This is a genomic window from Gracilibacillus orientalis (genome assembly GCF_900114645.1).
GTDB classification, from domain to species: Bacteria; Bacillota; Bacilli; order Bacillales; family Amphibacillaceae; genus Gracilibacillus; species Gracilibacillus orientalis.
Window position 1 is genome coordinate 144797 of record NZ_FOTR01000008.1, and the last position, 23774, is coordinate 168570.

Below are 23774 nucleotides of genomic sequence, written 5' to 3' on the forward strand. Positions count from 1 at the left end.
TGTTCCAATGTCCTTCTGCATGATGGCTATTCTATTTTAACTATTACACCATTTCGCAATAAAGATAAGTAATGTCTTCGTAATTCTCCCCATCTGTTTTTCATTTACTGCGTATGCCTCTTCTGGATTATAGAATAGCGCTAAAATACTCTCCTAACATATTTCATCTATAATCCATTGAATTTTTTCCTTATCAAAGCTACTAACACCAATAACGCTGGCAAAAACAACCCAATCGTAAAATCATAGAACGGCCAAATGGAACTCATTTCGTTTATGTAAGTGATATTCGGTGAGATAGTAAGAGACAGAACAAACATAATTATTCCAAGAGGATAAACAGTTGATCTATAATCCTTAAGATTAAGTGCTTGTGCTAAACCATGACAAGTAAAATAAAGATAAATAGTAATTCTAAAGAAAATAGTAATAAACCATATTCCTGCAATTACTATTTCCACCCTTGTAATGAATTCTCCGATATTAATCTTTTGAGCTAATAGATAACCCGGATACATATACCTTGATGTCTGTTCATACCCAAGAACTAAAATTGTTAAGGTTGTAAAAACAACTAGCAAAATTCCACCAACCAAAACGCCTTGAAATAAATTCTTTTTTATTTTGGCTTTTTCATTAACATAAGGAAAAAACATCATAAACAAGACAAGTTCGACAAAGGGGTATGTAATAAATGTTAACGAAGCACGAGCAATTGGTTGTACCCCTCCTTCCATAGCTGGCTGAATATTATCCAAATTAATTTCAGGAATTAAAGGAATAATAATTATTATTAGCAACAAAAAGATATAAGGATAAAAAATTTCTACACAGCGTGCAATAGTTTCAAGACCAAGTCGAGTCGCCATAAGGACGATTATTAGGAATAATATGTGAATAGCTTCAATAGGAGTATCAGGAAGTACTTCTGTTGTTACAAAATCACCGACTTCCCTTAAGGCCACGGTTGCATATAAAAAAGAATAGAATAAATATAAGAAGGAAATACATGTGCCAATAAATTTCCCCATAACCTTTTTATTTAATTCGATAATAGTTAAATTAGGAGAAATTTTACTAATACCATAATACACCATAACTATTATCACACCAATAACCAAACTAAAAACGGCTGCAATCCAAGCATCCTTCTCTGCTTCGAGGGCAATGATAGATGGCATTATTAAGATAGCATCTCCAATGACATAAATAATGACCAGTATAGTAAATTGATGAATACTAATTCTATGGTTGTTATAATGCATTGCTTTCTCCTTTACTGTATATTTTAAAAATTGTTTATCCTCTCTTAAGTAATGCCTACATATATGTATCATTAACATGAAACGCTTTTTTAATCATTTATTCAGGTGTACTACATCTAGTTTATTTTTGTTCTTGATTCGTTGTAAGCTTTACAATTGTAATATTATGTTATTTTTTCTAGTATTGTTTGATTATTATTGTTCAATAGCTATCAGAATTCAATAAGAAGGAATAAACTTCATTATTAGAGGTATAATAATTTTTGCTAATAGAAAATATTCGGTCTATTAGAAGGATAAAGAAAGGTGAAATCATGCGACGACGTATCCAAAAACTAACCAAAAAGAAAACGAAAGATTTAAATTCTAAAGCTTTGGATCAAAAGCAAAAGAAGTCAATCATTTCATCCTTAGAAGAAAGTATCAAGTATATCAATGAAACACTAGGTAATAGTGATGATTTCATCGTAAGAAAAATTAGAATAGGGAAAGAAGAACAAATTAATATAGGTATTTTTTATATAGATGGTCTTGTCGATACACAAAAAATAAACGATTTTGTTATCGAACCACTAATGTTTGATTTCCAAGATAAAAATATTCATTCTAAGCATGATTTGTTGACTGTAATAAAAGATTCCACCATTTCTGTTGGTGATATTGAAGATGTAACTGATTATGGATCTCTTTTATCATCACTTGCTTCTGGACAAATTATTATTCTTGTCGATGGATTTACGAAGGGATTTACTATTGGGCTAACTAATGAGAATTATAGAGGTGTGACAGAACCTTCTCAAGAAACCGTAGTTAGAGGGCCAAAGGAAGGCTTTACTGAAACGTTACGCACAAATACGGCATTGATTCGCCGTAAAATAAATAGTCCGAATCTCAGGGTCGAGACGAGAAAAATTGGGGAAGTTACCCAAACGCAAGTTTCTATTATGTACATCAGAGGTATTGTCAATGAAAAAGTGTTAGAGGAAGTGAGAACACGTCTTAGCAAAATAAATATTGACGGATTATTGGAAAGTAATTATATTGAGGAATTAATTCAAGACAAGACATTTTCTCCATTCCCTACTATGTACAATACGGAACGACCTGATGTTGTTTCTGCCTGTCTTCTAGAAGGACGGGTAGCGATTTTAGTAAATGGTACTCCCTTTGTTCTGTTGGTTCCTTCGTTATTTATCCAGTTCTTTCAAGCTGCAGAAGATCACTACCAACGCTGGGATTTTAGTACGTTCATTCGCTTTCTTCGTATAGCCTGCTTTTTTATCACTTTATTAGCTCCATCTTTATTTATTGCAATTACTACTTATCATCAGGAAATGATTCCGACACAACTTCTTATTAGTTTAGCGGCTCAACGAGAAGGTGTTCCTTTTCCTGCTTTTATTGAAGCGTTATTGATGGAAATAACATTTGAAATATTGCGAGAAGGTGGCATAAGAATGCCTAAGGCAGTTGGACAAGCCATATCCATCGTTGGAACGTTAGTAATTGGAACAGCAGCAGTAGAAGCAGGATTTATATCAGCTGCAATGGTAATAATTGTAGCAATAACTGCGATTGCTAGTTTTGTAATACCTGCACACAATATGAGTATCTCCATACGATTGATACGTTTCTTATTTATGGGGTTAGCAGCATCTTTTGGATTGTTTGGGATAACCGCAGCATTTATTGGGCTAATACTTCATTTATGTAGTATTCGTTCATTCGGCATACCTTATATGAGTCCCTTTGGTCCATACAATGTTCAAGATCAAAAAGATTCTCTTTTCAGGCTCCCTCTTTGGAGATTGTCTACGCGACCTCGGTTGATTAATCAACAAAATATCAACCGTGAGCAAAGTCCTTCTCCAAAACCACCATCCAAAAAATAAATGGGGGTTGTTAGATGACAAAGAAAACAATTATATTCATGATTATAAGTATCCTTTTTCTATTTATCACTGGTTGCTGGAATCGACGTGAATTGAATGAACTTGCAATAAGTGTAGCCGAGGGGATTGACAAAGAAGATGAAAATTACAAAATATCGTCCCAAATCGTTATACCAGGTCAAATTGAATCAAAAACAGCTGGTCCTACTTCTAGTGCGCCTGTAGAACTATATACTGCAATAGAAGATACGGTTTTTGAAGGCATGCGTGAAATAACAACGAAAAGCCCTAGGAAATTATATCATTCTCATCTTCGTGTCCTTGTAATTGGAGAAGCCTTAGCCAGAGAAGGAATAAGTGACGTGTTAGATTTTGTTTCGCGGGATCATGAATTCCGAACTGATTTTTATATTGTCATTGCGAAGGATACAAGTGCCGAAAACATTCTCTCCATATTAACATCCATTGAGAAGATACCAGCAAATAATATGATCTCCTCTCTTGAAACTTCTGAGGAAACATGGGCACCAACAATGGCAGTTACGTTAGATGAGTTAATTAAGATGTTGGTAACAGAAGGAAAAAATCCTGTGCTAGCCGGAATTACGATACACGGGGATCCATCTATAGGTGGAACTACGCAAAATCTTGAAAAAACAGCCTCTTCAACATATTTGAAATATTCTGACATGGCTGTATTTAAGAAAGATAAATTAGTAGGATGGTTAAACCGAGACCAAAGCAAGGGCTATAACTTTATTATGGATAACATAAATAATACGATAACAGATGTTAGTTGTCCTAATGAAGGGAAATTTAATTTTGAGATCATACACTCTAAAACAAAAGTGGAAGCGAAGGTGGAAAAAAATACACCTAAAGTAGATATTATTATTCAGTCTGAAGGCAATGTTGGAGAAGTAAAATGCAACATTGATTTATCAAAACAAAAAACAATAGAAGAATTAGAAAAACGAATAGAAGAAAACATTACTAATACTATTAGAGAGACGATAAAGGCTGTACAGGAAGATTTTGGTGTAGATATTTTCGGGTTTGGCGATGCAATACATCGTTCTGACACAAAATCTTGGAACAAACTAAAAGAGGACTGGAATGATACACATTTCACCGACCTTGATATGCAAGTACAAGCTGATATAAAAATTCGTCGATTAGGTAAAATCGGAAATTCTATCTTACCAGAGATTAAGGAGTGATCTTTTTGTGGGTAATGATAGTGAGCTTTGTGGCAGGACTTATATTGATTATAGTGGAAGTACCTTCCATTTTGCGAAGGAAGGAAAGAAATGAACTGTGGGTATTTTCCACCCTACTTGTAATTGGTATAGGCTTGAGCATCGCTAAAGGATTAAATTGGAGTACCTTAAACCCTCTTGATGTACTGAATTTCATATATAAACCTATAAGTGATTTTATCATATCACTTTTAGAATAATTGGATACTAAAATGGATATGCTTTGATTCACTAATTTAGTATTGCTATTTTTTCAGGAAGAGAATAATAACAAGAAAATTGTGTAAGGAGTTTATATTATAATAAGATTGATTTTTAAGACAATACTTATTCTTGAATCAATCATCACTTTTTCAACGTGCTTCTATTCGGATAACTCTCAAAAGCGTAACGATATGTCCTATTTATACATTTATTAGCATGAATAAGATTTTTTATTTTTATTGTTAATGGATGTTAAGGGGTGATAGCTTATTAAAACGTATAAAATAAATGCAAATCAATTGTTTGTGTTGATTTTCCTCTTTGAAGCTGGTAGTTCAATTGTCATTGGTGTAGGTTTTGATGCAAAACAAGATGCTTGGTTGGCGATTTTATTAGCTTTGCTTGGAGGAATCATTCTTTTTACCGTATACAGATTTCTATTCCAACAATATCCTAATCACCTATTCACCGAATATTTAGAAGAAATATTAGGTAAAACCGTTGGGAAAGTTGTAGCTATCGTCTATATTCTGTATTTTTTTTATATTGCGGGTAGAGTATTACGTGATTTTGGAGATTTGCTCATCACAACAGCACTTGATCAAACACCATTAATTGTCGTGAATTTAATTATTGTATTGTTAGTATTGTACAGTTACTATTTAGGAATAGAAGTAATTGCAAGGGCTGGTAATATATTTTTTATCATATTAATTATATTAGCATTTTTATTTTTTTTATTAGTATTTATAGATCAATTACCGAAAGCTGAGAATCTCCAACCTGTTCTTGAAAAAGGATGGGGACCTGTTTTTAAAACAGCATTTCCATTAACCCTCACATTTCCATTTGGAGAAATTATAGTATTCACCATGATTTTTCCATTCTTAAATCGAAAGGAGAAACTATTCAAAATAGGAGTTGCTGCTCTAACATTCAGTGGTATCTTGCTAATGTTAACGGTGACATTGATTCTAAGTGTACTAGGGCCGACATTAAGTAGTGAATCAACATTCCCTCTTTTGGATACAATTGCAAAAGTAAACATAGCCGACATTATACAGCGTTTAGACCCAATTGCTCTTACCATACTAATAATTGGCATTTATTTCAAAATAACCATTTTTTATTTTGGCGGTATGTATGGCTTGGAGAAATTATTTCAAATAAAGAAAAATAAACGAAAATATTATTTGTTGATTACAGGAGGAGCCCTTCTTGCAGTGTCTATTATTATGGCTGAGGGGCTAACTCAGCACTTGCAAATTGGTCTGAAAATTGTCCCATCTTATGTACACCTACCTCTTCAAGTATATATTCCATTAATACTTATAGTTATAAATGCAGTAAAAAACAAATTGAACAAACATAAAAGTAGTCTTCAGCAATAAATATTTTCTTTTTTTAAAACTGAAGAAGTTAATACGAAAGATTCTTTTTGAGAATTGGAAATAATCTTGAAAGAGGGTTAAAAAGCCCCCCATATAGAATCATTAGCCAAACACTTGCCCACCATTCACATGAAGTGTTTGTCCTGTAACAAACCGAGAATCGTCAGAGGCAAGATAGACAAACGTTGGTGCAATTTCAAATGGCTGGCCTTGGCGATCCATTGGGTTACCTGCAAGTGCAACTTCATCGGCAGAAAAACTAGAAGGTATTAATGGTGTCCAAAATCTCCCTGGAGCAATTGCATTTACTCTAATCCCTTTTTTGACTAAGTTTCTAGCAAGTGCACGTGTGAACCCGATATTTGCCCCTTTTGTCGCTGTATAATCGATTAATTGATCGTATCCGTAAAAAGTAACAACTGAAGAAGTGTTAATAATGGAACTTCCTGCTTTTAAGTATTTTAGTGCAGTTCTAGTTGTATAAAAGTGGGAGTAAATATTTACTTTAAATGTATCATCAAACTGTTCATCTGTAATATCCTCTAAACTTAACTGCTGGAATTGAATCCCGACATGGTTGCATAAAACATCTAACTGATCAAATGTTTCAACTGTCTTTTCTACAATATTGATACATTGTTGCTTTTCTCTTAAATTTCCTGGTAATAACAAACAGTCTTTACCTATTTCCTCAATCCTATTTTTGGTTCGGGCTGCATCATCATGTTCATCTAAATAAGCAATGGCTACGTTCGCCCCTTCCTTCGCAAAAGCAATAGCAGCTGCTGCCCCCATTCCACTATCTCCTCCTGTAATAAGGGCTACCTTATTTTGTAATTTACCACTCCCCTTATAGTTAGGATTTTCAATAATCGGTTTTGGTACCATTAAATCTTCTACTCCAGGTTGGCGATATTGACGTTGTTCAGGTACCGTCAAGGCGACCTCTTCACAGCGTGTTACCTTACCATAATTAGGATACATCGGATAATCTTGCTTGCCTGGCTCTTTGTCAGACATTTTAAAGCCTCCTCATAAAAGTTCTGTATGGACTACTCTATGTCTTTTAGGCGATTGTCGTGTTTGTCTTACTAGAAAAATGAATTGGATCACTGAAAGAAAGAGGAACATAATCTAATATCAGGAGGTGAAAAAATGCGATATTATTATAATCCAGAAGTAAAGTACTTATTGATGTATGAATCTCTTAAAAAGGCAAATCTTATATACGATAATAATCCTTCATCATGGAAGCTCCCGACAATTGGATTAAGACCACCTTATTACGCTAATCCTCAATATACCCCCTATTATCCAACTATATAACTGATAGCTAAAGCCATTCCTTCAAATTACAAGAATGGCTTTTTAAAATACAAGGTGCTAACTGAAGAATAGAATCATTGAAAGTGCTAAATATAAGTAAAACTAGTTCCCCTTAAGACTTAGTGAGAAGCCGAATTGTTCTATAAGAAATTTTGCAAACCAGTTATTTCATGAGGGGCATTTGTCCTCCACTGAGGGTTAGTCCCATAATAAAAATGCAAACAATCCCTAATGAGATTATATACTATTTAATGCAATGGAGGTACAGAGAAAATGACCGATGAAACTTATGTAAATAGAAACAAAAAAGATCAGCAATTGGATCAGTTTCGAGTCGATGATAATGGAAAAAAGCTAACAACAAACCAAGTACTCAACGTGACTGAAGATGAATTTTCGCTCAAAGCGGGAGAAAGTGGACCTACCTTAATGGAGGATTTTCATTTCCGTGAAAAAATGACACATTTTGATCATGAGCGAATTCCTGAACGAGTTGTACATGCACGTGGATTTGCTGCTCATGGTGAGTTCCAACTAACTATGAACATTTAAAGATTTTAATTGTTTCAAGTGAAGTTGCAAGTGAACCAGATTTATTTTCTTGTGTAGTGGACGGTTTCATTCGTGATCATGAAATGCGTAGAGGAATAAAGGTGATGATATCACAAGGAGACGCAAAAGATGTACTTGGAATCCAAACAGAAACAGAGCAACTTCCTTCTTCATTCATCGACAAAACCATGGACAACAATGTGAAATCATTAGAAATAATCGAACCAGTTCGGATAGGTATGCTACATCGATATTTGTTGAATAAAGACAGTTATGCTCTTCCACTTTTAACAATATCAGAGGATAATGTTACTTATAAAGATGTAGCCGTATTTGACGGAAAATCAGATCATCAAGTTGGAACACTTACTGGTGATGACATAAAAGGATTAAGACTAATTAAAGGGAATATTACAAATGGGGAGTTACTTTTTTATATAGATGGTCAACTTATGATATATGATATATATACTGCAAGGAGTTCCATAAAGATAAATGCTAAAAATCAGGATAATATAAAAATATCGATATCGATTGATACCGAAGGATCTATAGCTGAAATGTTTGGAAGTAGGTCGCTTTTAGATCAAGCATTTATAAATAAAATTGAAAAGCAAATAAAGGATAATATGGATAAAATTGTTACCGATACAGTGGAGAAAGCACAGCAGGAATTAGAAGTTGACTTTTTCGGTTTCAGTACCATTTTAAGACAAAAACACTATAATGACTGGAAGGAGATTGAGAACGATTGGGATCATGGGGATAAATTATTTTCACAAAGTACAGTAGATGTATCAGCTAACGCCATAGTAAGAACTATTGGAGCTTCAGGTAAGGCAAAAGACAAAGGAATGGAGTGATAAAGATGTGGGAAAATATATTAGGTAGATTGCCTGATAAATTAATTTTAGTATGCACGGTATTAAGTTTTTTAGTGCCTTAAGTTATTTATAAAACAAATCAAAAACTACACCAAAATGGAGATCCTCCTTGGAAGAAAAAGGATTAGGGTTAATTAAAGATTTTCTTCTGGACTGCACCCTATCATAGCATAGTTTTTGCTTGATAACTTTTGAACTAGAGCTAAGTATTTTCTATATAATCCCATAAAAAAACTATATTTTGGTTATATTACCTACCATTATTTGGAATACTAATCTTAACGATCAATTTAAGAAGGTGTAAAAATGAACCGTAATACTGCTGTAATATCTCTAAATAAAAGATACTCCTCAATTTTTTCAATTATTCAACATCCTTTTCTTTCCATAATAATAACTTTGCTCACCAAAAGAAAGGTGCTAGAAATGTGAAGACATTAGAGGCTATATTATGGAGTATCGCATTACCTGGATTTGCTCAAGTGCTCAACAGAAAAATAGTTAAGGGGATTATCTTAATTGGATTAGAGTTTTTAATTAATGTACAGTCAAATTTAAATGAAGTAATTATTTTTAGTTTTTATGGCCAAATTGAAAAGGCTATTGCAAACGCAAACTTTCAATGGCTCATGTTTTATCCATGTTTATATTTTTTTGCTATGTGGGATGCTTATCGTGATGCAGGTGGGAATGAGAAGCCCTATGCTTTCTTACCATTTGTTTTTTCCGCCTATTTCGTAACTGTGGGAACGATCTATTCCTCAACTTTCAGTTTGTTTGAGGTACTGTTAGGGCCACTCTGGCTACCGATGTTAAGTGTGTTACCAGGGATGCTTGTAGGATTTCTATTGCAAATGCTTCTGAGAAAGCGAAGCTCCATAAAATATCAGTAAAGAGAAGCGTTGGAGATCAATAGTTTTGTATATAATTCATAACGAAAAAAGTAGTTCATTTTGAAATACATTCTGGTACTTCAAAACGGAACTACTTTCTGAGATCATTCTTCTTTATTTCTAGCTAACTTCTCGCGATCTTTCGTTCCTGGAGGTTGTTCAAACCAATTATTTTTGATCATAATATCTGCACCGCTCTTAGCTAACCGAGATACTTCCAAAGACAGACGCTCATAATCAACCATCAAATCACTTCGTTGACTAGCAGCTGCAGCAGTAGCATAATTGCCTACTCCAGCTGATACAATGAGTGACATATGAAACATCATTAACTTGTCTGAAAACGTTTGAGTAGTCGAGTCACTCACACCAAAATCGGGCACAATGGTCTTTTTTAATTCAGCGGATTTAAACCACTCATATATTTTTTACTTTGGACATAATTCGTTTCTTTTGGCACTTCGATATATGGATGCCTTACATTTACTCCTTTGGATAGAGCAATTTCGCTTGATTGATTAAAAAGCTTCGTCGACTCATTAAGAGCTTGTGTAAAGTAATATCGTATATCCTCCCTATCACTCATAGAGATAAATCCACTATAGATTAACATCCCTACTTTTGCCATTTGGTTTACATAGCTTAAGCAAAATATATCCGTGTAAAGCCATTGAGCATTCATGTTAACATCTCGTTCAGTAAACCCATTAGGTTTCACATAATTATCTTGTCCGAAAATAGTAAGTAATTGTTCAAGATGGCTTGAAGAAAGGTCATAAGCAAACTGTACAACTGGTTTTATATCTGGGTCTTCAATATGTTTCAGCATAAAGCTTACACGCACTTCGCCATACTGTCATTCATATATCCCGTCCATAGTGAAGCAATTTCACCTGATGTTAGATGTATCATTTTGTCACTCATATGTAATATAATCATATACTTATTATGCGCAAAATCATGGATAATATGATATATCTATTGGTAGAAGTGGTTAATTTTACGGTGAAGATTTTCGAAACGATAAAAAAATTAATGCTGTAAAAATGAGCAACAAACCTAATACTATTTGTACAGTTATCGCTTCCTTTATCACGACAATTCCGAGAACTGACGCAGTAAGTGGCTCTGCAAGCGAAAGCGTCACAGCTGTTGCTGCAGAAGTACCTAACAAACCACGAGCAAAGAATAAGTAAGCAATTGCTGTTGCTAAAATCCCTAGATGTAATGCTATGATGCTGCCATTCGGTTGCAGTAACCAAGAAAAATCATATAAGAATAAAATGGGTGATAATAGAATCGCAGCAAACGTGAACACCACTGCAACAACCGTTTCTGAGCGATGTTGTTCCAATAACTTTTTACTAAACAAGGTATATGCTGCAAAGGATAAACCTGCTCCAACAGCCATCAGAATCCCGAATGGTGATATCGTAACTGTCGCCTTATTAGCAGCTAGTAATGTACAACCTGCTACCGCTAAAATAGTAGCCAACCACCATCTTCGGTCTGGGATATTTCGATAGAATAACCATTCTAGTAATCCTGCTAATATTGGTGCACTCCCAATTGCTACCACTGTACCAACTGCTACACCTGTCCAAGATACCGCAGAGAAAAAAAGCGGTTGATAAGCTGCCATCGATAATGCTGCTAAAAATGTTGTCAACTTGGGCCACCTTTTGATATAAAACTTTCCTTGTATAACTACAAATACTAATAAAGCTACTCCACCGATAGCCAAACGAATGGCTCCAATAGCAACAGGATGTGCGGATGATGGTGCAAAGCTTTGTGCTGTCCCTGTTGTTCCCCAAAGTATAGCTGCAATCAATATAAACAAAATAGCATTTCGGTGACTCATCTAAACTCTCTCCTCATCCATTTATCTCATAACTTATTATATCAACAAATACTTTCCTACTGTAAATGTGTTACTATTTTCTATTATATATCATGGTTCAAATATGTTTTGACACTATGGAAACAGCCTCTATTTTTTTTAAAAAAACAAGATAAAAACAGCACCACTCAAAAAGTGGTACTGTTTCAGTTAAGCTGTTCCTTCTAATCTTTTCTTATGAGCTAAATCTGCTTTTGTTTCACGTACAAACCTACCAGATCCAAGCCATGCAGCTAATGCAAAGATTAAATAAATTGCCTGTGTTGCATGTGCACCCTGGAGAATGACTTGCAATCCCATACCGAAACCTAATGAAGGGATTGCGATCAGGAATGTCCGGAAAATCCGTTCAAAACCCTTCTCAAGTGGCAGTGGCCAAAACCTGGAGAAAAATACTCCTAAAGCAACTCCCATTCCTGATACAACAAACAGTTGCACAAGAACAATTGGCGTAGGAAATGGCCATTCCATCAGATAGTAACCAGTTAAATAAAAGATTTCAAGAAACAGGGTAATCCCTATCACCTTTTGAAAAGTTTTCATATTCATCCATGGATGGAAAAGATATAAGATGACTACTAAACCTGCTAAAACTATTGTCCAATTCATCTTTTTCCTCCTTTCTGCCAGTTGATCCTCATACTCCTTAGCCTTTTACTCATCTATTTCTGGCGCACGTACATTTTCAATTAATTCCTGAATATCTTTAGGCGGTTCTGGAGTCATCCTAGAAACAATAAAGCTGACGACAAAGTTTAGCACCATGCCTACTACTCCGACACCTTGAGCATTAATACCAAAGAAGCTATCTAAAATTGGTTCATCCGTTCCCAAAATAGACTGAGAGAGCATGGCACCAATCATGATTAGCGTGAAACCTAAACCAGTAACGATTCCAGCAATCGCACCTTCTTTATTCATCCGCTTGTCAAAGATACCTAACAGAATAACCGGAAACAGACTTGCTGCACCTAGACCAAAGGCAAGTGCGACAACTTCTCCGGCAAAGCCTGGGGGATTAATACCGACATATGCTGCGATAGCCAATGCTATCAGTAATGTAATCCGGCCAACGCGCAGTCTTTGTGATTCTGAGGCTTCTTTATTAAAAATCCGATAATAGATATCATGTGATACGGCACTTGTCATCGTAATTAATAACCCTGATGCAGTAGACAATGCCGCTGCTAGTCCTCCGGCTGCAACCAACGCAATAATAAAAGGTGCAAGGTTTGCTACTTCCGGAGTGGATAACACGATAATATCTCCGTCAATAAAGACTTCATTGTCTTCACCACCAGTAAAATTCACCACTCCATCACCATTTACATCATCTAATTGTAAGAGACCTGTTGTTTCCCATTTACTTACCCATTCAATATTCTGAACTTCTTCCAATGGCTGATCTGCTATCGTGTCGATTAAATTGTATTTAGCAAATGCACCAACAGCAGGTGCTGTTAAATAAAGAAGTCCTATAAATATAATCGCCCAAACCGCTGACCAACGTGCAGCACGGACACTTTTAACAGTATAGAAACGGACGATAACATGTGGAAGCCCAGCAGTACCCGCCATTAAAGCTAAAGTAACCATAAAGACATTAATCATGGATAAATCGGTAAATGGCACCATGTATTCCGTCATACCGAGATCTACTTGAATCTGTCCGAGACGATCGATAATATCACTACTTGTTAAGGCTAGCTGTGGAATTGGATTGCCAGTTAACTGAAAAGAAATGGCAAACGCAGGAATTAAAAAAGCGATAATAATAACAAAATATTGAATGGCCTGTGTCCAGGTTACACCTTTCATTCCACCTAGTAATGCAAAAAATCCAACAATGGCCATTCCAATTAGAACCCCTATAACAATATCTACCTGCAAGTAACGACTAAAAACTATTCCTACCCCGCGCATTTGTCCGGAAATATACGTAAGTGAGATAAAAATCGTCGCAACTGCTGCTACTGCGCGGGCACTACTTGAATAAAAACGGTCACCAATAAAGTCTGGAACGGTAAACTTTCCAAATTTACGTAAATAGGGAGCGAGCAATAATGCTAAAAGCACATAACCCCCGGTCCATCCCATTAAGTAAATTGTTCCGTCGTACCCTAAAAATGCTACAAGTCCTGCCATTGAAATAAAGGATGCGGCAGACATCCAGTCCGCAGCAATAGCAGCGCCGTTTGCTAAAGTTGGAACACCCTGTCCAGCTACATAAAAATTGGAAGTATCACGAACCCTTGACCACCAACCAATTCCTGTGTAAGTAGCGAACGTAATAAGAACTAGAATAATCGTAATGACTTCAACACTCATGGAAATCCCCTCCTTAATAACTACTTAACTGTTTCTAATTCCCATCCTTTAACATTTCTTTATATTGTTTGTCGAGTTTATCCATACGAACTGCATACGTCAGTATTAAAAGGATAAATACCAGTATGGAACCCTGATGCGCAAACCAGAACGCCAAAGATACATTGAAAAATTGAATATTGGAGAGAGGTTCAGCAAACAGTACTCCCGCACCAAGCCCAACCAAAAACCAAATAACAAGTAGACTTATGATCAATTTGATGTTTTTCTTCCAATACCATTTCTGTTTTTCATTGAGTGTTTGATTCATTGACTCTTCCCATCCTTTCTCGCTTTTATTAATGTTAGAGTATAAGTTCATAGAAAACGCTTACAAATACAACCACAAAAGCACTATGCTAAGGATATCAAGCGAATTTATTCTTTTGTTTCAAAGCCCATCCTCTTTGAAAACATAAAAAAATACTAAATACGCTAACATTTGTATTTAGTATATTAAATATAATTGATTCAATTTCGAGATTTTCTTCAAATGCAGATTTATCTGTTTAAAATGTTGCATTCATTGTCTGAATGGTCAATTTAATCCTTGTAACATATCAAAAAATTCTTTTGATACCGTTCTGCTCATCGGAACTTGCGATTTATTTTTGTCATTAATGACAATATTATAGGCTCCATTAAACCACGGGGCAATCTCCTCGATTGCATCCAGATTTACCAGATAACTTCGATGTGGTCGATAAAAAGGATATGCGAATAACTTTTCTTCTAGTTCTTTTAAATTCATTTTTGTCTCAATTACTTCATTCGTTAACGTGTGTAAGAGTAGCTGTCTTCCTTCACGCACTGCATATCCAATCTGCAACGGGTCGATAACAACCATTTTTTTATCAGTAGAAATAATCAGCTTCTCAATTTTCGGCTTTTTATTTTGCTTTTTCTTAAGTTCTCCTCGCACTCGTTCCATCGCTGTATCAAAACGTGCTTTGTCAAAAGGCTTCAATAAGTAATCTGTGGCTTGGAGATCAAATGCCTGAACAGCATACGTGTCATAGGCAGTAGTAAATACAATCACCGGCTCGTTCCCATCTTCTTGACGCAATGCTTCCGCTGCTTCCAAGCCGGTGAGACCAGGCATATGTATATCCAGAAATAACACATCCGGTTTATAGTCATGATATAACTGTAGCAATTGTTCCCCATTTTCTGCACTTGGACATACTATCACATCGTCTTCCTGCTCAAGTAGATATGTCAGTTCTTCACGTCCCAGACGCTCATCCTCTGCAATCATTACTTGAATCTTCATTATACGCCACTCCTTGCATTGACTAGTATTTTAAAAGAAACAGAACTTCCTTTTTCCGGTATATTTCGGAAGTGCAGTCGACTTCCTTCTCCCATAATTCCTTTTAATCGTTCATTAATATTATATAAGGCCGTTCCATTACCATTCTTTTGATCAATCGGCTCTATTCCAAGTAATGCCTGAATATCATCCGAAAAACCTTTACCATTGTCCCGAACTTCGATATATATCCACTCTTCTTTCCTTGTAATAATTAAATCGATTCTTCCTTTCATCTGTTTATCCTTTAACCCATGCTGAATACAATTTTCAATGAGAGGCTGTAATGTTGCTGGCGGTATCAACACATCCTCGAGATCTTGATCAATTAATTTGTTAATGATTAACTGATCCATGAAGCGTGCAGTAACAATTTCCACATAGGCATTGACGTGTTCAAGCTCATTTTTCAAGGGAATCAGTTTTTTGCTGGCAATGGTCAGATTCGCCCGCATATAGTGACTCAGCTGTATTAGTATATGACGTGCCTTTTCCTGATTGACCCGCATTAGGGAATGTAGCAGATTAAAAGTATTGAATAAAAAATGTGGATTAATCTGTGCTTGAAGATTTCGTATTTCCGCTTCCTTCAATAGTTTTTTCATTCTTTCCGCCTCAAACCCACTGATTTGATTGGAAATAATCGTTCCAAGACCTTTGGCAAGTTCAATTTCAACGGCCCGAATCTGTTGAGAATGTCGAAAATATAAGTTAATCAGACCGATGATCTCACCGGAACGGTAAATCGGTACCATGATCGCCGTTTTCAATGGACAAGCATCAAAGCGGCACTGGATACCTTCTCTATCGTAGGCAACTTGGATATCCCCTGTATCAAGCGCTTTATGCGAAAGTCTCATTTTGAGGGGCTCCCCTAATCGATGATGGTCATCACCAAGACCTACATGGCTAAGTACCTTCTGTTTATCCGTAATGGCAATCGCAGCAACATCGAGTTCACCAAACAGAAGCCTTGCCATTTTGTCTGCATTAGAAATTAACGAAGCATCCTGAAGAATTGGTAGTGCTTTTTCCGCAATCGATAAAGCTCGGTTTGTTTCAATCGCTGCTTCTCTTTCCGTTTCATTAAGCGCAGCACGGATAACCATTGTGAAAATGGCGAGGGCAACGGCATTGGTAATCACAAGCGGGATACCAATTGTATTTACTAGCTCCACACCTTTTTCTTGATCAGATATAAAAATCAGTAGCAAACCCATATGTAAAACCGGTGGGAACATACCAATAAATAATGCCTTCCCCGGTGCGATGACCCGTTCATCCGAGAAAAACTGACCTGTCCACCCTGTAATTAAGCCTGCAAGAGGGTTAATCAAACTGTTGGCAACCCAAGCCTCTCCACCCATAAATCCAAGGTAGATACCCGTAATAACTCCTGCTCCAAGTCCGACATATGGTCCACCAAGTAGCCCGGCAATCATGACCACTACTGTACTGAAACCGATCAGCACCTCACTAGATGTCACATCAGTAATTCTCGATTCAAGCACTAACGTGTCCATTCGAATTAACACACCGGTATGCGTCCCTAGTATCCCAATAAAACCGAAGACGAGCGCAAGATAAATCACTGTATCGATTGCTATATCCCGGTCTAGTAATGATCGGAAACCTGGTATTTGTGTTAACATGAAGGCAGCTAACAGAAGCAAGCCGATCCGTTCAAACAAAACAATGGTGAGGTCAATCATGCGAAACAGCCTCCTGTTTATCGCCGTAAAGTTTTAAGAACAGCTCTTCATAGCTTTTGTCGTCCCTCTTCCCTGCGAACGAACCAATCACACCACCGGCAAAACCGGCTGGAATTGATAGAATACCAGGATTAGAAAGTGGAAGAAAACCGATTCCCTCCGGACCTGAGACAACTAGTAGGATAGATATTAGAAAGCCACTTAATAGTGTTGTGTAGGCACCAACTCTGTTAAATCTCTTCCAGTAAAAAGTAAGAATAAGCAAAGGAAACAGGGTGGATGCAGCAATCGCAAATGTAATCGATACAAGAAAGGCTACATTACTTTCTTCCATTTCTATCGATAAAAGGATCGACAATATACCGATCGCGACAGCTACGATTCTAGCTACCTGCAGCTGCTTTTTCTCTTCGACCTTTTTTTTCTTCCAAAGGTGGTAGTAGATATCGTGCGCAAATGAGGAAGTTGCGGCAAAAATCAGGCCAGTCACAACGGCAATGATAGTTGCGAAGGCTACTGCCATCACAAAAGCAATCAGAAAATCACCGCCAACAGTCTCTGCCAGCAATAATGCCGCCAAATTACCACTTGCATCCGCCTGTATCAATGTTTCACTTCCAACAAGCGCAATGGTTCCCACTCCCAAAATAAGAGTCATTATATAAAACAAGCCGATAATCCATGAGGCAGACATGGCGGAAACCCAAGCCTCTTTCGCATTTTTTACCGTTAAAAATCGGATTAGTATATGTGGAAGACCGGAAGTTCCTAAAATTAAGGTTAAAGTAAGCGAAACTTTCTCCACTGGGTGGGTGAACAGATTTCCGGGATGAAAATATAATTCTTCATGTGGACTCTGCTTTACCGCTTCATTTATTAGTCCAAATACATCCCAATTCACCCACGACAGCAGAATAAACACAACCAGTAGTGTGCCAGCCATCAGCAGTACAGTTTTTATAATCTGTACCCAAGATGTTGCCAGCATTCCACCAAAAGCTACATACACCGTCATTAAAACACCGATAATGCACACGGCTACACGGAAATCTACGCCAAGTAAAAGACGGATCAATAACCCAGAAGCAACGAGCTGCGGGATCATATACAAAACGGAAATACAGATACCACTGATAGCTACAGCAGCTCGCATCCTGTTTCCCGGAAAGCGGGCAGTGATCACATCTGCTACCGAGTAAGTGCCCAACCGGTGAACTGGTTCGACTATTAGTAGTAATAATATGACATAGGAAATGAGAAAACCTGTCGCATACAAGAATCCATCATAGCCATAGAGCGCAATTAATCCGGTGATACCCAAAAAAGAAGCAGCGCTGATAAAATCACCGGCAATCGCCATACCATTTTGCATGCCGGAAAGACTTCCTGACGCCACATAAAATTGATGGGCTGTTCTGCTCCGCTCTGCTGCCCAATGGGTAATGACCAACGTACCAATTACAATAACTACGAAAAAAATAAAATAGGTGAAATTCATTGGCCACCTCCTTCATTCGTCTGTTTTACCCTTTCTTCTATACTCCGGTTAAATCGTTTCATGAAAAAGTAGTGCCAGATCCCTATTCCCCATGTCAGGAGAAATAAAATAAGGATATACCCCCATGCTAAGGGGAGGAAATATTTATTTTGTTCTGAAATAAAATTGGTTAACATGATGGGAAACAATATATAAAAGAGAACAATGATTGCAACAGTAGAGATGAGAATACGGTGTTTTTTCTTTATGTAATCACACGTTTCGTAAGCGTTTTCATTTATGTGGCTATTTTTCACGCTAATCCTCCTCTTTGAAGGAATTAATTAAATTGCCTTTATCATATGCAATTATATCGGAGCATGTATAATTAAGTCAATTTTGTGAACGAGAATGCAAAAGTATATGATCATATATGAAAAATAATTACCTATAACACCATTATTATTGTCAACCATATTTTAATAGGGTTGACAATAATATCTTTTTCATTTAATCTATTTTTGGGAAAGGAGAGAAATAATGCACAATAATAAGCGTTTCACAGCAATAGATATTACCATCGGCAGTATATTTATTGCCTTAATGACAGTAGGAGCAAACATTACATCGATTGCACCTTTCATGGTGATAGGAGGTGTGCCAATCACCTTACAAACTTTTTTTGCGATACTAGCGGGACTTATTTTAGGTAGTCGACTGGGTGCCATCTCGATGTTGGTATACATGTTGCTAGGATTAGCTGGTGCACCAATTTTCGCCCAGTTCAAAGGTGGTATATCGACACTTGTATCTCCAACTTTTGGTTTCATTGTTTCTTTTATCTTAATCGCATATGTTACAGGTAAACTGATAGAGAAGAAACGTAGCTTCCCTGTCTATATCACTGCTGCATTAATTGCGATGATAATCAATTATCTTTTTGGAGCTAATTGGATGTATGCTGCCTATCTTCTGTGGTTTGATGCTCCTGAAGGGTTCTCCTATAAACTAGTTTGGTATTGGTTGGCAGTTCCTTTACCTAAGGATATCGTGCTATCGATTGGGGCAGGAATGTTTGCTCATCGACTTGAAAAAAGTATCCTGTCCAAAAGTATGTTTCGAAACCAACAGAATATTGCGTAATAAGGAGGCATTATATGAGTGTTTGGCAACCATTAGCAAGAAAAGTCCTAGAGGCAGAAGAAATAACGGATCAGGAGGCACTTGCCGTTTTAGAATGTCCAAACGATGCATTATTAGATCTGTTAGATAGTGCCTACCAAGTTCGTAAACGGTACTATGGAAACAAAGTGAAACTCAACATGATTATCAACACGAAATCTGGTCTATGTCCAGAGAATTGTGGGTATTGTGCACAATCAAGAGATTCCACCGCCCCCATTGAAAAATATCGGATGATGGAGAAAGAGGCGATTGTTCAAGGGGCTAAACGCGCACATGAACAGAAATCGGGTACATATTGTATTGTAGCTAGTGGTCGAGGACCGTCCAAACGGGAGCTTGCTACGGTAACTTCAGCTGTTGAGGAGATCAAACAACATTACGACATCAAAATTTGTGCTTGCTTAGGACTATTAGAACCAGAGCAAGCCAATCAGTTAAAAGAAGCAGGTGTAGATCGCTACAACCACAATATTAATACCTCAGAAAATCATCATGATCATATAACGACAAGTCATAGTTACTATGATCGTGTAGCAACAGTGAATGCAGCAAAAGCATCTGGTATCTCACCATGTTCTGGCGTAATTGTCGGTATGAAGGAGAAAAAAGAAGATGTTATTGAAATGGCGCGAGCATTAAAGGCACTGAATGCCGATTCAATCCCAGTTAATTTCTTGCATGCGATGGATGGGACATTACTAGAAGGGACAAACGAATTAACCCCGACGTATTGTTTAAAAGTTCTTTGTTTATTTCGTTTCATCAATCCTACAAAAGAAATACGTATATCCGGCGGAAGAGAAGTTAACTTGAGAAGCCTTCAACCTTTTGGACTTTATCCTGCTAATTCCATTTTTATAGGTGATTACTTAACAACAGAAGGACAAACTGGCCTAAAAGATCATAAAATGATAGAAGATCTCGGCTTTGAAATCGATTATGTTACGACGGAAGAAATAGTATAAAGTTAAAGCTAAAAACAACTTATACAGAGAACCCTCTATCTATCAGTGAAAACATTTCTTACGGACTTTTTACCTATTATAAAAAACTTCGTCCGTAAGATTAGTTCTTTAGAACTCCCCTAAAATCCAGACTCCATCACCTTCCATACACAACTACAGGCTTATAAAATGATTCTTTTTTACTAAAAATATAAAAACATTTAACATTATCTTAATATAAGTTTGTTACAATTTGTCGATGTAAGGATAATTACCTAGGAACTGGAGGATATCAAATTGAAGTTTAATTTCGGCAGGTTAGGTAAAAAACGAAAAAAGATACAAAAGAAAACATATAAACAAGAACTTTTAGAAAAGGTTCATTTACGAACTAGATTACTATTTTTATTTGTTGCCCTATTAATCATTTCCATTACTGCTGTAGGACTAAGTTCTTACTTAAAAGCAAAAGATACAACCATGGAAACCATCGAAAACCGGTTAACACGTGAAGGTGAACTGATGGCATACATAGCTGAAAATCTGAAATTCTTATATGTTAGTGACGATGATTACTTTATGCAACAATTAGAAGTGAATATCCGCTCGCAAAAAGATAAGCTAGAAGAAGAAGGTATTGTCGCTGACATGTACTATATCATTGATGAGGATGTAACACCATCTCAAGTTAGTAATGAAAGTAGCATCACTTTTTCTGATTCTTTAATTGATAGAATGCTTGACCGAAACAAAGGCATCATTCACGAAGAGATTGATGGCATCGATTATACGATGGTTGTCGAAGATCTCAATTCACAAATTGGTGGATTATACATTCTAGCTGTACCCAACCAATCTTATATGGGGCCAGTTAATGACATGGCTCAAACTATTATTATCGTAATGATCATTAGTTTAATCTTCTCTGTTTTAATCATCATATTATTCGTTAGAAGTATAACAAAACCATTAACGAAATTACAGAATACGATGAAAGAAGCCCGGGAAGGAAACTTAAGTGATACGAGCGAAATTAATACAACCATACCGGAAGTTATATCATTACATAAGAGTTATGACGCTATGATAAATCAAATGCGTCTAATGTTGAGTGAACTCAACGATACTACTTCCGAATTAGAAACGACTGGGGTGCAATTAAAAGATTCTTCGGGCAATACCTTATCATCCAGTCACCAATTGATTGAAGCTATTAATGTTGTGAAAAGAGGGGCGGAACAAACCGCTAATAGCTCAGAAAATAGTTCCAATAGCTTCCATGAGATGAAAGAAAAGATCTTTTCTATACTAGAGAATATGAATATGGTCTATAACAGTTCAGAGGATATGAATAATTCTGCAGCATCTGGCGAGAAAAATATGATAAAGCTCATTAAAATGATTACTTCCTTTGAACAAGACTTTAAACATATGAACGAAACCATTCAAGAAGTAAATGCTCATTCATCCTCCATTACCAGTTTAGTAGACTTAATTAAAGGGATAGCAGAACAAACAAAGCTTCTAGCATTGAATGCCGCCATTGAAGCAGCTAGAGCAGGTGAATCTGGCAAAGGCTTTGCTGTTGTAGCTAATGAAGTCAGGAAGCTAGCAGAGCAGGCTTCCAATGCAACAAAGGAAATTACATACTCTATCTCAGAAATGGATAGTGTAACGACACAAGCATCACACGAATTTGATCAAATGCATGCAAAAGTTACGTCTAACTTAACAATAGCAAACGAATCGAAATTTTCAATGGATGAATTAATGAAAGAAATAGATACCGTTAGTAACAGCATCCAAAGTATGGAAGGTGAACTGCAAAACCTGCATAAGGTTTTACCTGAACTTGAACAAGCAACCGTTAGCTTTTCATCTGTCTCTCAAGAAACATTAGCAAGTGCTGAAGAAATGTATAGTACAAGTGATGAACAGGTCCATCAAATGGAAAGAACACACGAAATCGGCTTAAAACTGACCGATTTATCTCAATCACTTTCTAAGCTCACCAAGCGATTTCATGTTAATTAATTCAAAAACACCTAGAGATAACCACTCTAGGTGTTTTATTCTACTATATCCTTTTCACCATGATGGCTTCGCGCATTTTATTTAGCGCTTCTTGCCCCTCTTCGCCCCTATTCATCAATACATTCACATATAATAAATCAATTAATGTCAACTGGGCAATCCGAGAAGAAAATGCTTCCGTTTTGAAATCGGTTTCCCCTGAGCTTGTATAAAGCGGGATATGTACAGCAGCACTTAACGTCGATTTCGCAAAGTTCGTAATCGCAATCGTTTTTACTTCATTCTTTTTCAATACATTTAAAATATGTAAGATATCCTTAGATGATCCTGAGTGAGAAATAAGCATTGCGCAATCCTTCTCATTCAGTTGTGAAGCTGCCATCAACTGTAAATGAGTATCTACTGTAGCTTGAACCGGAAGTCCAGTGCGAATAAACTTATGATAAGCGTCTAAAGCTACCGTATTGGAACCCCCACTACCAAAAAAGTGAATTTGGCGCGCTGACAATAATATATTTACAGCCTTTTGTAATTGTTCTTCATCTATAATCTGTAATGTTTCTTCCAAGGATTGAATATTGGTACGAAAAACCTTTGCGGCCACCGTATCAATCGCGTCACCGCTATCCACATCTTCATGAATATCTTGCATAGAGGACACTACTTCAGAAGCTAACGCAATCTTCATTGCTTGGTAACCTTTATAACCTATCCGCTTACAAAATCTAAAAACGGTTGAATCCGCAACATCCAAATCCTCCGCAAGCTGATTAATGGAAGAATGAATAATTTGATTAGGATTTTTTAGAATGTAGTCAGCAATCTTTCTTTCAGTGACACTAAACTTCGGATAATCTCTTCGTACTTTATCTAAGCACGTTTGCTCTCTTTTTCTCATTAGCATTCTCCTGAAACAACGTTTAGTTTTCATTATACAAGATTAGTGTACGAAAAAAATATTTTTTTGTAAACGGTTGAAAAAAGAATTTTTTTTCGTATAATGTATGAAGAACGAAATTTTTTTCGATAGAGGATTGGTGATAATGCAAATAGGCAGGATAGGTTTAAGAAAAATGGGATACCAGTTATCGTTAAATCTAATTAAGAAACGGTAACCATAGACTAAGAGTGTAGGAAATACAAATATCCTCTGATCTTTTAATAAAGTTTTTGC

Annotated in this window: 20 protein-coding genes and 2 pseudogenes; 10 read left to right on the forward strand and 12 right to left on the reverse strand. The window is 36.4% G+C overall.

Translation table 11 applies throughout. The features are described from left to right. Positions 1 to 167 precede the first annotated feature (167 nt). Entirely contained in the window at positions 168 to 1265 is a 1098-nt protein-coding gene (locus BM121_RS14995; RefSeq protein ID WP_091484470.1) for a GerAB/ArcD/ProY family transporter, read from the reverse strand. Positions 1266 to 1579: 314 nt separating this feature from the next. On the opposite strand from BM121_RS14995, the gene BM121_RS15000 reads away from it, so the two are divergent. The 3 genes from BM121_RS15000 (at position 1580) to BM121_RS15015 (ending at position 6011) form a co-directional block, all read left to right on the forward strand. After that, complete coding sequence (locus tag BM121_RS15000) at positions 1580 to 3157, forward strand: spore germination protein (RefSeq protein WP_091484471.1); 1578 nt, start codon at positions 1580 to 1582, stop codon at positions 3155 to 3157. Positions 3158 to 3171: 14 nt separating this feature from the next. Then, a complete protein-coding gene (locus tag BM121_RS15005; RefSeq protein WP_091484472.1) occupies positions 3172 to 4377 on the forward strand; it encodes a Ger(x)C family spore germination protein in 1206 nt (401 codons plus the stop codon). Positions 4378 to 4904: 527 nt separating this feature from the next. Then, positions 4905 to 6011, forward strand: coding sequence for a GerAB/ArcD/ProY family transporter (locus BM121_RS15015; RefSeq protein WP_281244826.1), 1107 nt, complete (start codon positions 4905 to 4907; stop codon positions 6009 to 6011). A gap of 102 nt (positions 6012 to 6113) precedes the next feature. Here the strand turns inward: BM121_RS15015 and BM121_RS15020 are convergent, their stop codons facing one another. Further along, positions 6114 to 7031: an SDR family oxidoreductase gene (locus tag BM121_RS15020; protein WP_091484474.1), complete on the reverse strand. Its 918-nt coding sequence runs from the start codon at positions 7029 to 7031 to the stop codon at positions 6114 to 6116. A 135-nt stretch (positions 7032 to 7166) separates the two neighbouring features. Here BM121_RS15020 and BM121_RS22145 point away from each other — a divergent pair, with 135 nt between their 5' ends. The 4 genes and pseudogenes from BM121_RS22145 (at position 7167) to BM121_RS15035 (ending at position 9666) form a co-directional block, all read left to right on the forward strand. Then, positions 7167 to 7337: a hypothetical protein gene (locus BM121_RS22145; RefSeq protein ID WP_175495450.1), complete on the forward strand. Its 171-nt coding sequence runs from the start codon at positions 7167 to 7169 to the stop codon at positions 7335 to 7337. A gap of 273 nt (positions 7338 to 7610) precedes the next feature. Continuing rightward, positions 7611 to 7874: pseudogene (locus BM121_RS15025) on the forward strand (catalase); the annotation flags it as partial. 23 nt (positions 7875 to 7897) lie between these two features. Then, positions 7898 to 8752 (forward strand): Ger(x)C family spore germination protein, encoded by an 855-nt coding sequence (locus BM121_RS15030; RefSeq protein ID WP_245780820.1) that lies wholly within the window; start codon positions 7898 to 7900, stop codon positions 8750 to 8752. A 449-nt stretch (positions 8753 to 9201) separates the two neighbouring features. Further along, positions 9202 to 9666 (forward strand): hypothetical protein, encoded by a 465-nt coding sequence (locus tag BM121_RS15035; RefSeq protein WP_091484476.1) that lies wholly within the window; start codon positions 9202 to 9204, stop codon positions 9664 to 9666. A 104-nt stretch (positions 9667 to 9770) separates the two neighbouring features. Here BM121_RS15035 and BM121_RS15040 read toward each other — a convergent pair. From BM121_RS15040 to BM121_RS15080, 9 genes and pseudogenes are all read right to left on the reverse strand, one after another. Next, positions 9771 to 10590, reverse strand: a pseudogene (locus BM121_RS15040) (DUF3231 family protein). Positions 10591 to 10666: 76 nt separating this feature from the next. Further along, complete coding sequence (locus tag BM121_RS15045; RefSeq protein WP_091484477.1) at positions 10667 to 11530, reverse strand: DMT family transporter; 864 nt, start codon at positions 11528 to 11530, stop codon at positions 10667 to 10669. Between the two features lie 189 nt (positions 11531 to 11719). Further along, positions 11720 to 12178, reverse strand: coding sequence for a hypothetical protein (locus tag BM121_RS15050; RefSeq protein ID WP_091484478.1), 459 nt, complete (start codon positions 12176 to 12178; stop codon positions 11720 to 11722). Between the two features lie 45 nt (positions 12179 to 12223). Further along, positions 12224 to 13897: a sodium:solute symporter family protein gene (locus BM121_RS15055; protein WP_091484479.1), complete on the reverse strand. Its 1674-nt coding sequence runs from the start codon at positions 13895 to 13897 to the stop codon at positions 12224 to 12226. A 34-nt stretch (positions 13898 to 13931) separates the two neighbouring features. After that, a complete protein-coding gene (locus BM121_RS15060) occupies positions 13932 to 14207 on the reverse strand; it encodes a DUF4212 domain-containing protein (protein WP_091484480.1) in 276 nt (91 codons plus the stop codon). Positions 14208 to 14474: 267 nt separating this feature from the next. Then, positions 14475 to 15209, reverse strand: a complete 735-nt coding sequence (locus BM121_RS15065; RefSeq protein ID WP_091484481.1) for a LytR/AlgR family response regulator transcription factor — start codon at positions 15207 to 15209, stop codon at positions 14475 to 14477. Then, positions 15209 to 16960: a LytS/YhcK type 5TM receptor domain-containing protein gene (locus tag BM121_RS15070; RefSeq protein ID WP_091484482.1), complete on the reverse strand. Its 1752-nt coding sequence runs from the start codon at positions 16958 to 16960 to the stop codon at positions 15209 to 15211. The genes BM121_RS15065 and BM121_RS15070 overlap by 1 nt, the downstream gene beginning before the upstream one ends. Continuing rightward, positions 16953 to 18458 carry a solute symporter family protein gene (locus BM121_RS15075; RefSeq protein ID WP_091484483.1) on the reverse strand — a complete coding sequence of 502 codons (1506 nt, stop codon included), beginning with the start codon at positions 18456 to 18458 and terminating at the stop codon, positions 16953 to 16955. The genes BM121_RS15070 and BM121_RS15075 overlap by 8 nt, the downstream gene beginning before the upstream one ends. Further along, positions 18455 to 18754 (reverse strand): hypothetical protein, encoded by a 300-nt coding sequence (locus BM121_RS15080; protein ID WP_091484484.1) that lies wholly within the window; start codon positions 18752 to 18754, stop codon positions 18455 to 18457. The genes BM121_RS15075 and BM121_RS15080 overlap by 4 nt, the downstream gene beginning before the upstream one ends. 223 nt (positions 18755 to 18977) lie before the next feature. Between BM121_RS15080 and BM121_RS15085 the strand changes: the two genes are divergently transcribed. The 3 genes from BM121_RS15085 to BM121_RS15095 all read left to right on the forward strand — a co-directional run bounded on the left by BM121_RS15085 (position 18978) and on the right by BM121_RS15095 (position 22600). Continuing rightward, a complete protein-coding gene (locus BM121_RS15085) occupies positions 18978 to 19580 on the forward strand; it encodes a biotin transporter BioY (RefSeq protein ID WP_091484485.1) in 603 nt (200 codons plus the stop codon). A gap of 14 nt (positions 19581 to 19594) precedes the next feature. Next, positions 19595 to 20587, forward strand: a complete 993-nt coding sequence (gene bioB, locus BM121_RS15090; RefSeq protein ID WP_091484486.1) for a biotin synthase BioB — start codon at positions 19595 to 19597, stop codon at positions 20585 to 20587. Positions 20588 to 20863: 276 nt separating this feature from the next. Further along, complete coding sequence (locus BM121_RS15095) at positions 20864 to 22600, forward strand: methyl-accepting chemotaxis protein (RefSeq protein WP_091484487.1); 1737 nt, start codon at positions 20864 to 20866, stop codon at positions 22598 to 22600. A 43-nt stretch (positions 22601 to 22643) separates the two neighbouring features. Here BM121_RS15095 and BM121_RS15100 read toward each other — a convergent pair whose 3' ends face one another. After that, on the reverse strand, positions 22644 to 23498 hold the full coding sequence (locus BM121_RS15100) for a MurR/RpiR family transcriptional regulator (RefSeq protein ID WP_091484488.1): 855 nt from the start codon (positions 23496 to 23498) through the stop codon (positions 22644 to 22646). Positions 23499 to 23774: the final 276 nt, after the last annotated feature.

Bases quoted from the DNA above. Each gene is read 5' to 3' on its own strand.
- BM121_RS15075 (WP_091484483.1), bottom strand. From the start codon at position 18,458: ATGAATTTCACCTATTTTATTTTTTTCGTAGTTATTGTAATTGGTACG.
- BM121_RS15045 (WP_091484477.1), bottom strand. From the start codon at position 11,530: ATGAGTCACCGAAATGCTATTTTGTTTATATTGATTGCAGCTATACTT.
- BM121_RS22145 (WP_175495450.1), top strand. From the start codon at position 7,167: ATGCGATATTATTATAATCCAGAAGTAAAGTACTTATTGATGTATGAA.
- BM121_RS15060 (WP_091484480.1), bottom strand. From the start codon at position 14,207: ATGAATCAAACACTCAATGAAAAACAGAAATGGTATTGGAAGAAAAAC.
- bioB (WP_091484486.1), top strand. From the start codon at position 19,595: ATGAGTGTTTGGCAACCATTAGCAAGAAAAGTCCTAGAGGCAGAAGAA.
- BM121_RS15055 (WP_091484479.1), bottom strand. From the start codon at position 13,897: ATGAGTGTTGAAGTCATTACGATTATTCTAGTTCTTATTACGTTCGCT.
- BM121_RS15000 (WP_091484471.1), top strand. From the start codon at position 1,580: ATGCGACGACGTATCCAAAAACTAACCAAAAAGAAAACGAAAGATTTA.
- BM121_RS15050 (WP_091484478.1), bottom strand. From the start codon at position 12,178: ATGAATTGGACAATAGTTTTAGCAGGTTTAGTAGTCATCTTATATCTT.
- BM121_RS15085 (WP_091484485.1), top strand. From the start codon at position 18,978: ATGCACAATAATAAGCGTTTCACAGCAATAGATATTACCATCGGCAGT.
- BM121_RS14995 (WP_091484470.1), bottom strand. From the start codon at position 1,265: ATGCATTATAACAACCATAGAATTAGTATTCATCAATTTACTATACTG.
- BM121_RS15005 (WP_091484472.1), top strand. From the start codon at position 3,172: ATGACAAAGAAAACAATTATATTCATGATTATAAGTATCCTTTTTCTA.
- BM121_RS15020 (WP_091484474.1), bottom strand. From the start codon at position 7,031: ATGTCTGACAAAGAGCCAGGCAAGCAAGATTATCCGATGTATCCTAAT.
- BM121_RS15070 (WP_091484482.1), bottom strand. From the start codon at position 16,960: ATGATTGACCTCACCATTGTTTTGTTTGAACGGATCGGCTTGCTTCTG.
- BM121_RS15100 (WP_091484488.1), bottom strand. From the start codon at position 23,498: ATGAGAAAAAGAGAGCAAACGTGCTTAGATAAAGTACGAAGAGATTAT.
- BM121_RS15065 (WP_091484481.1), bottom strand. From the start codon at position 15,209: ATGAAGATTCAAGTAATGATTGCAGAGGATGAGCGTCTGGGACGTGAA.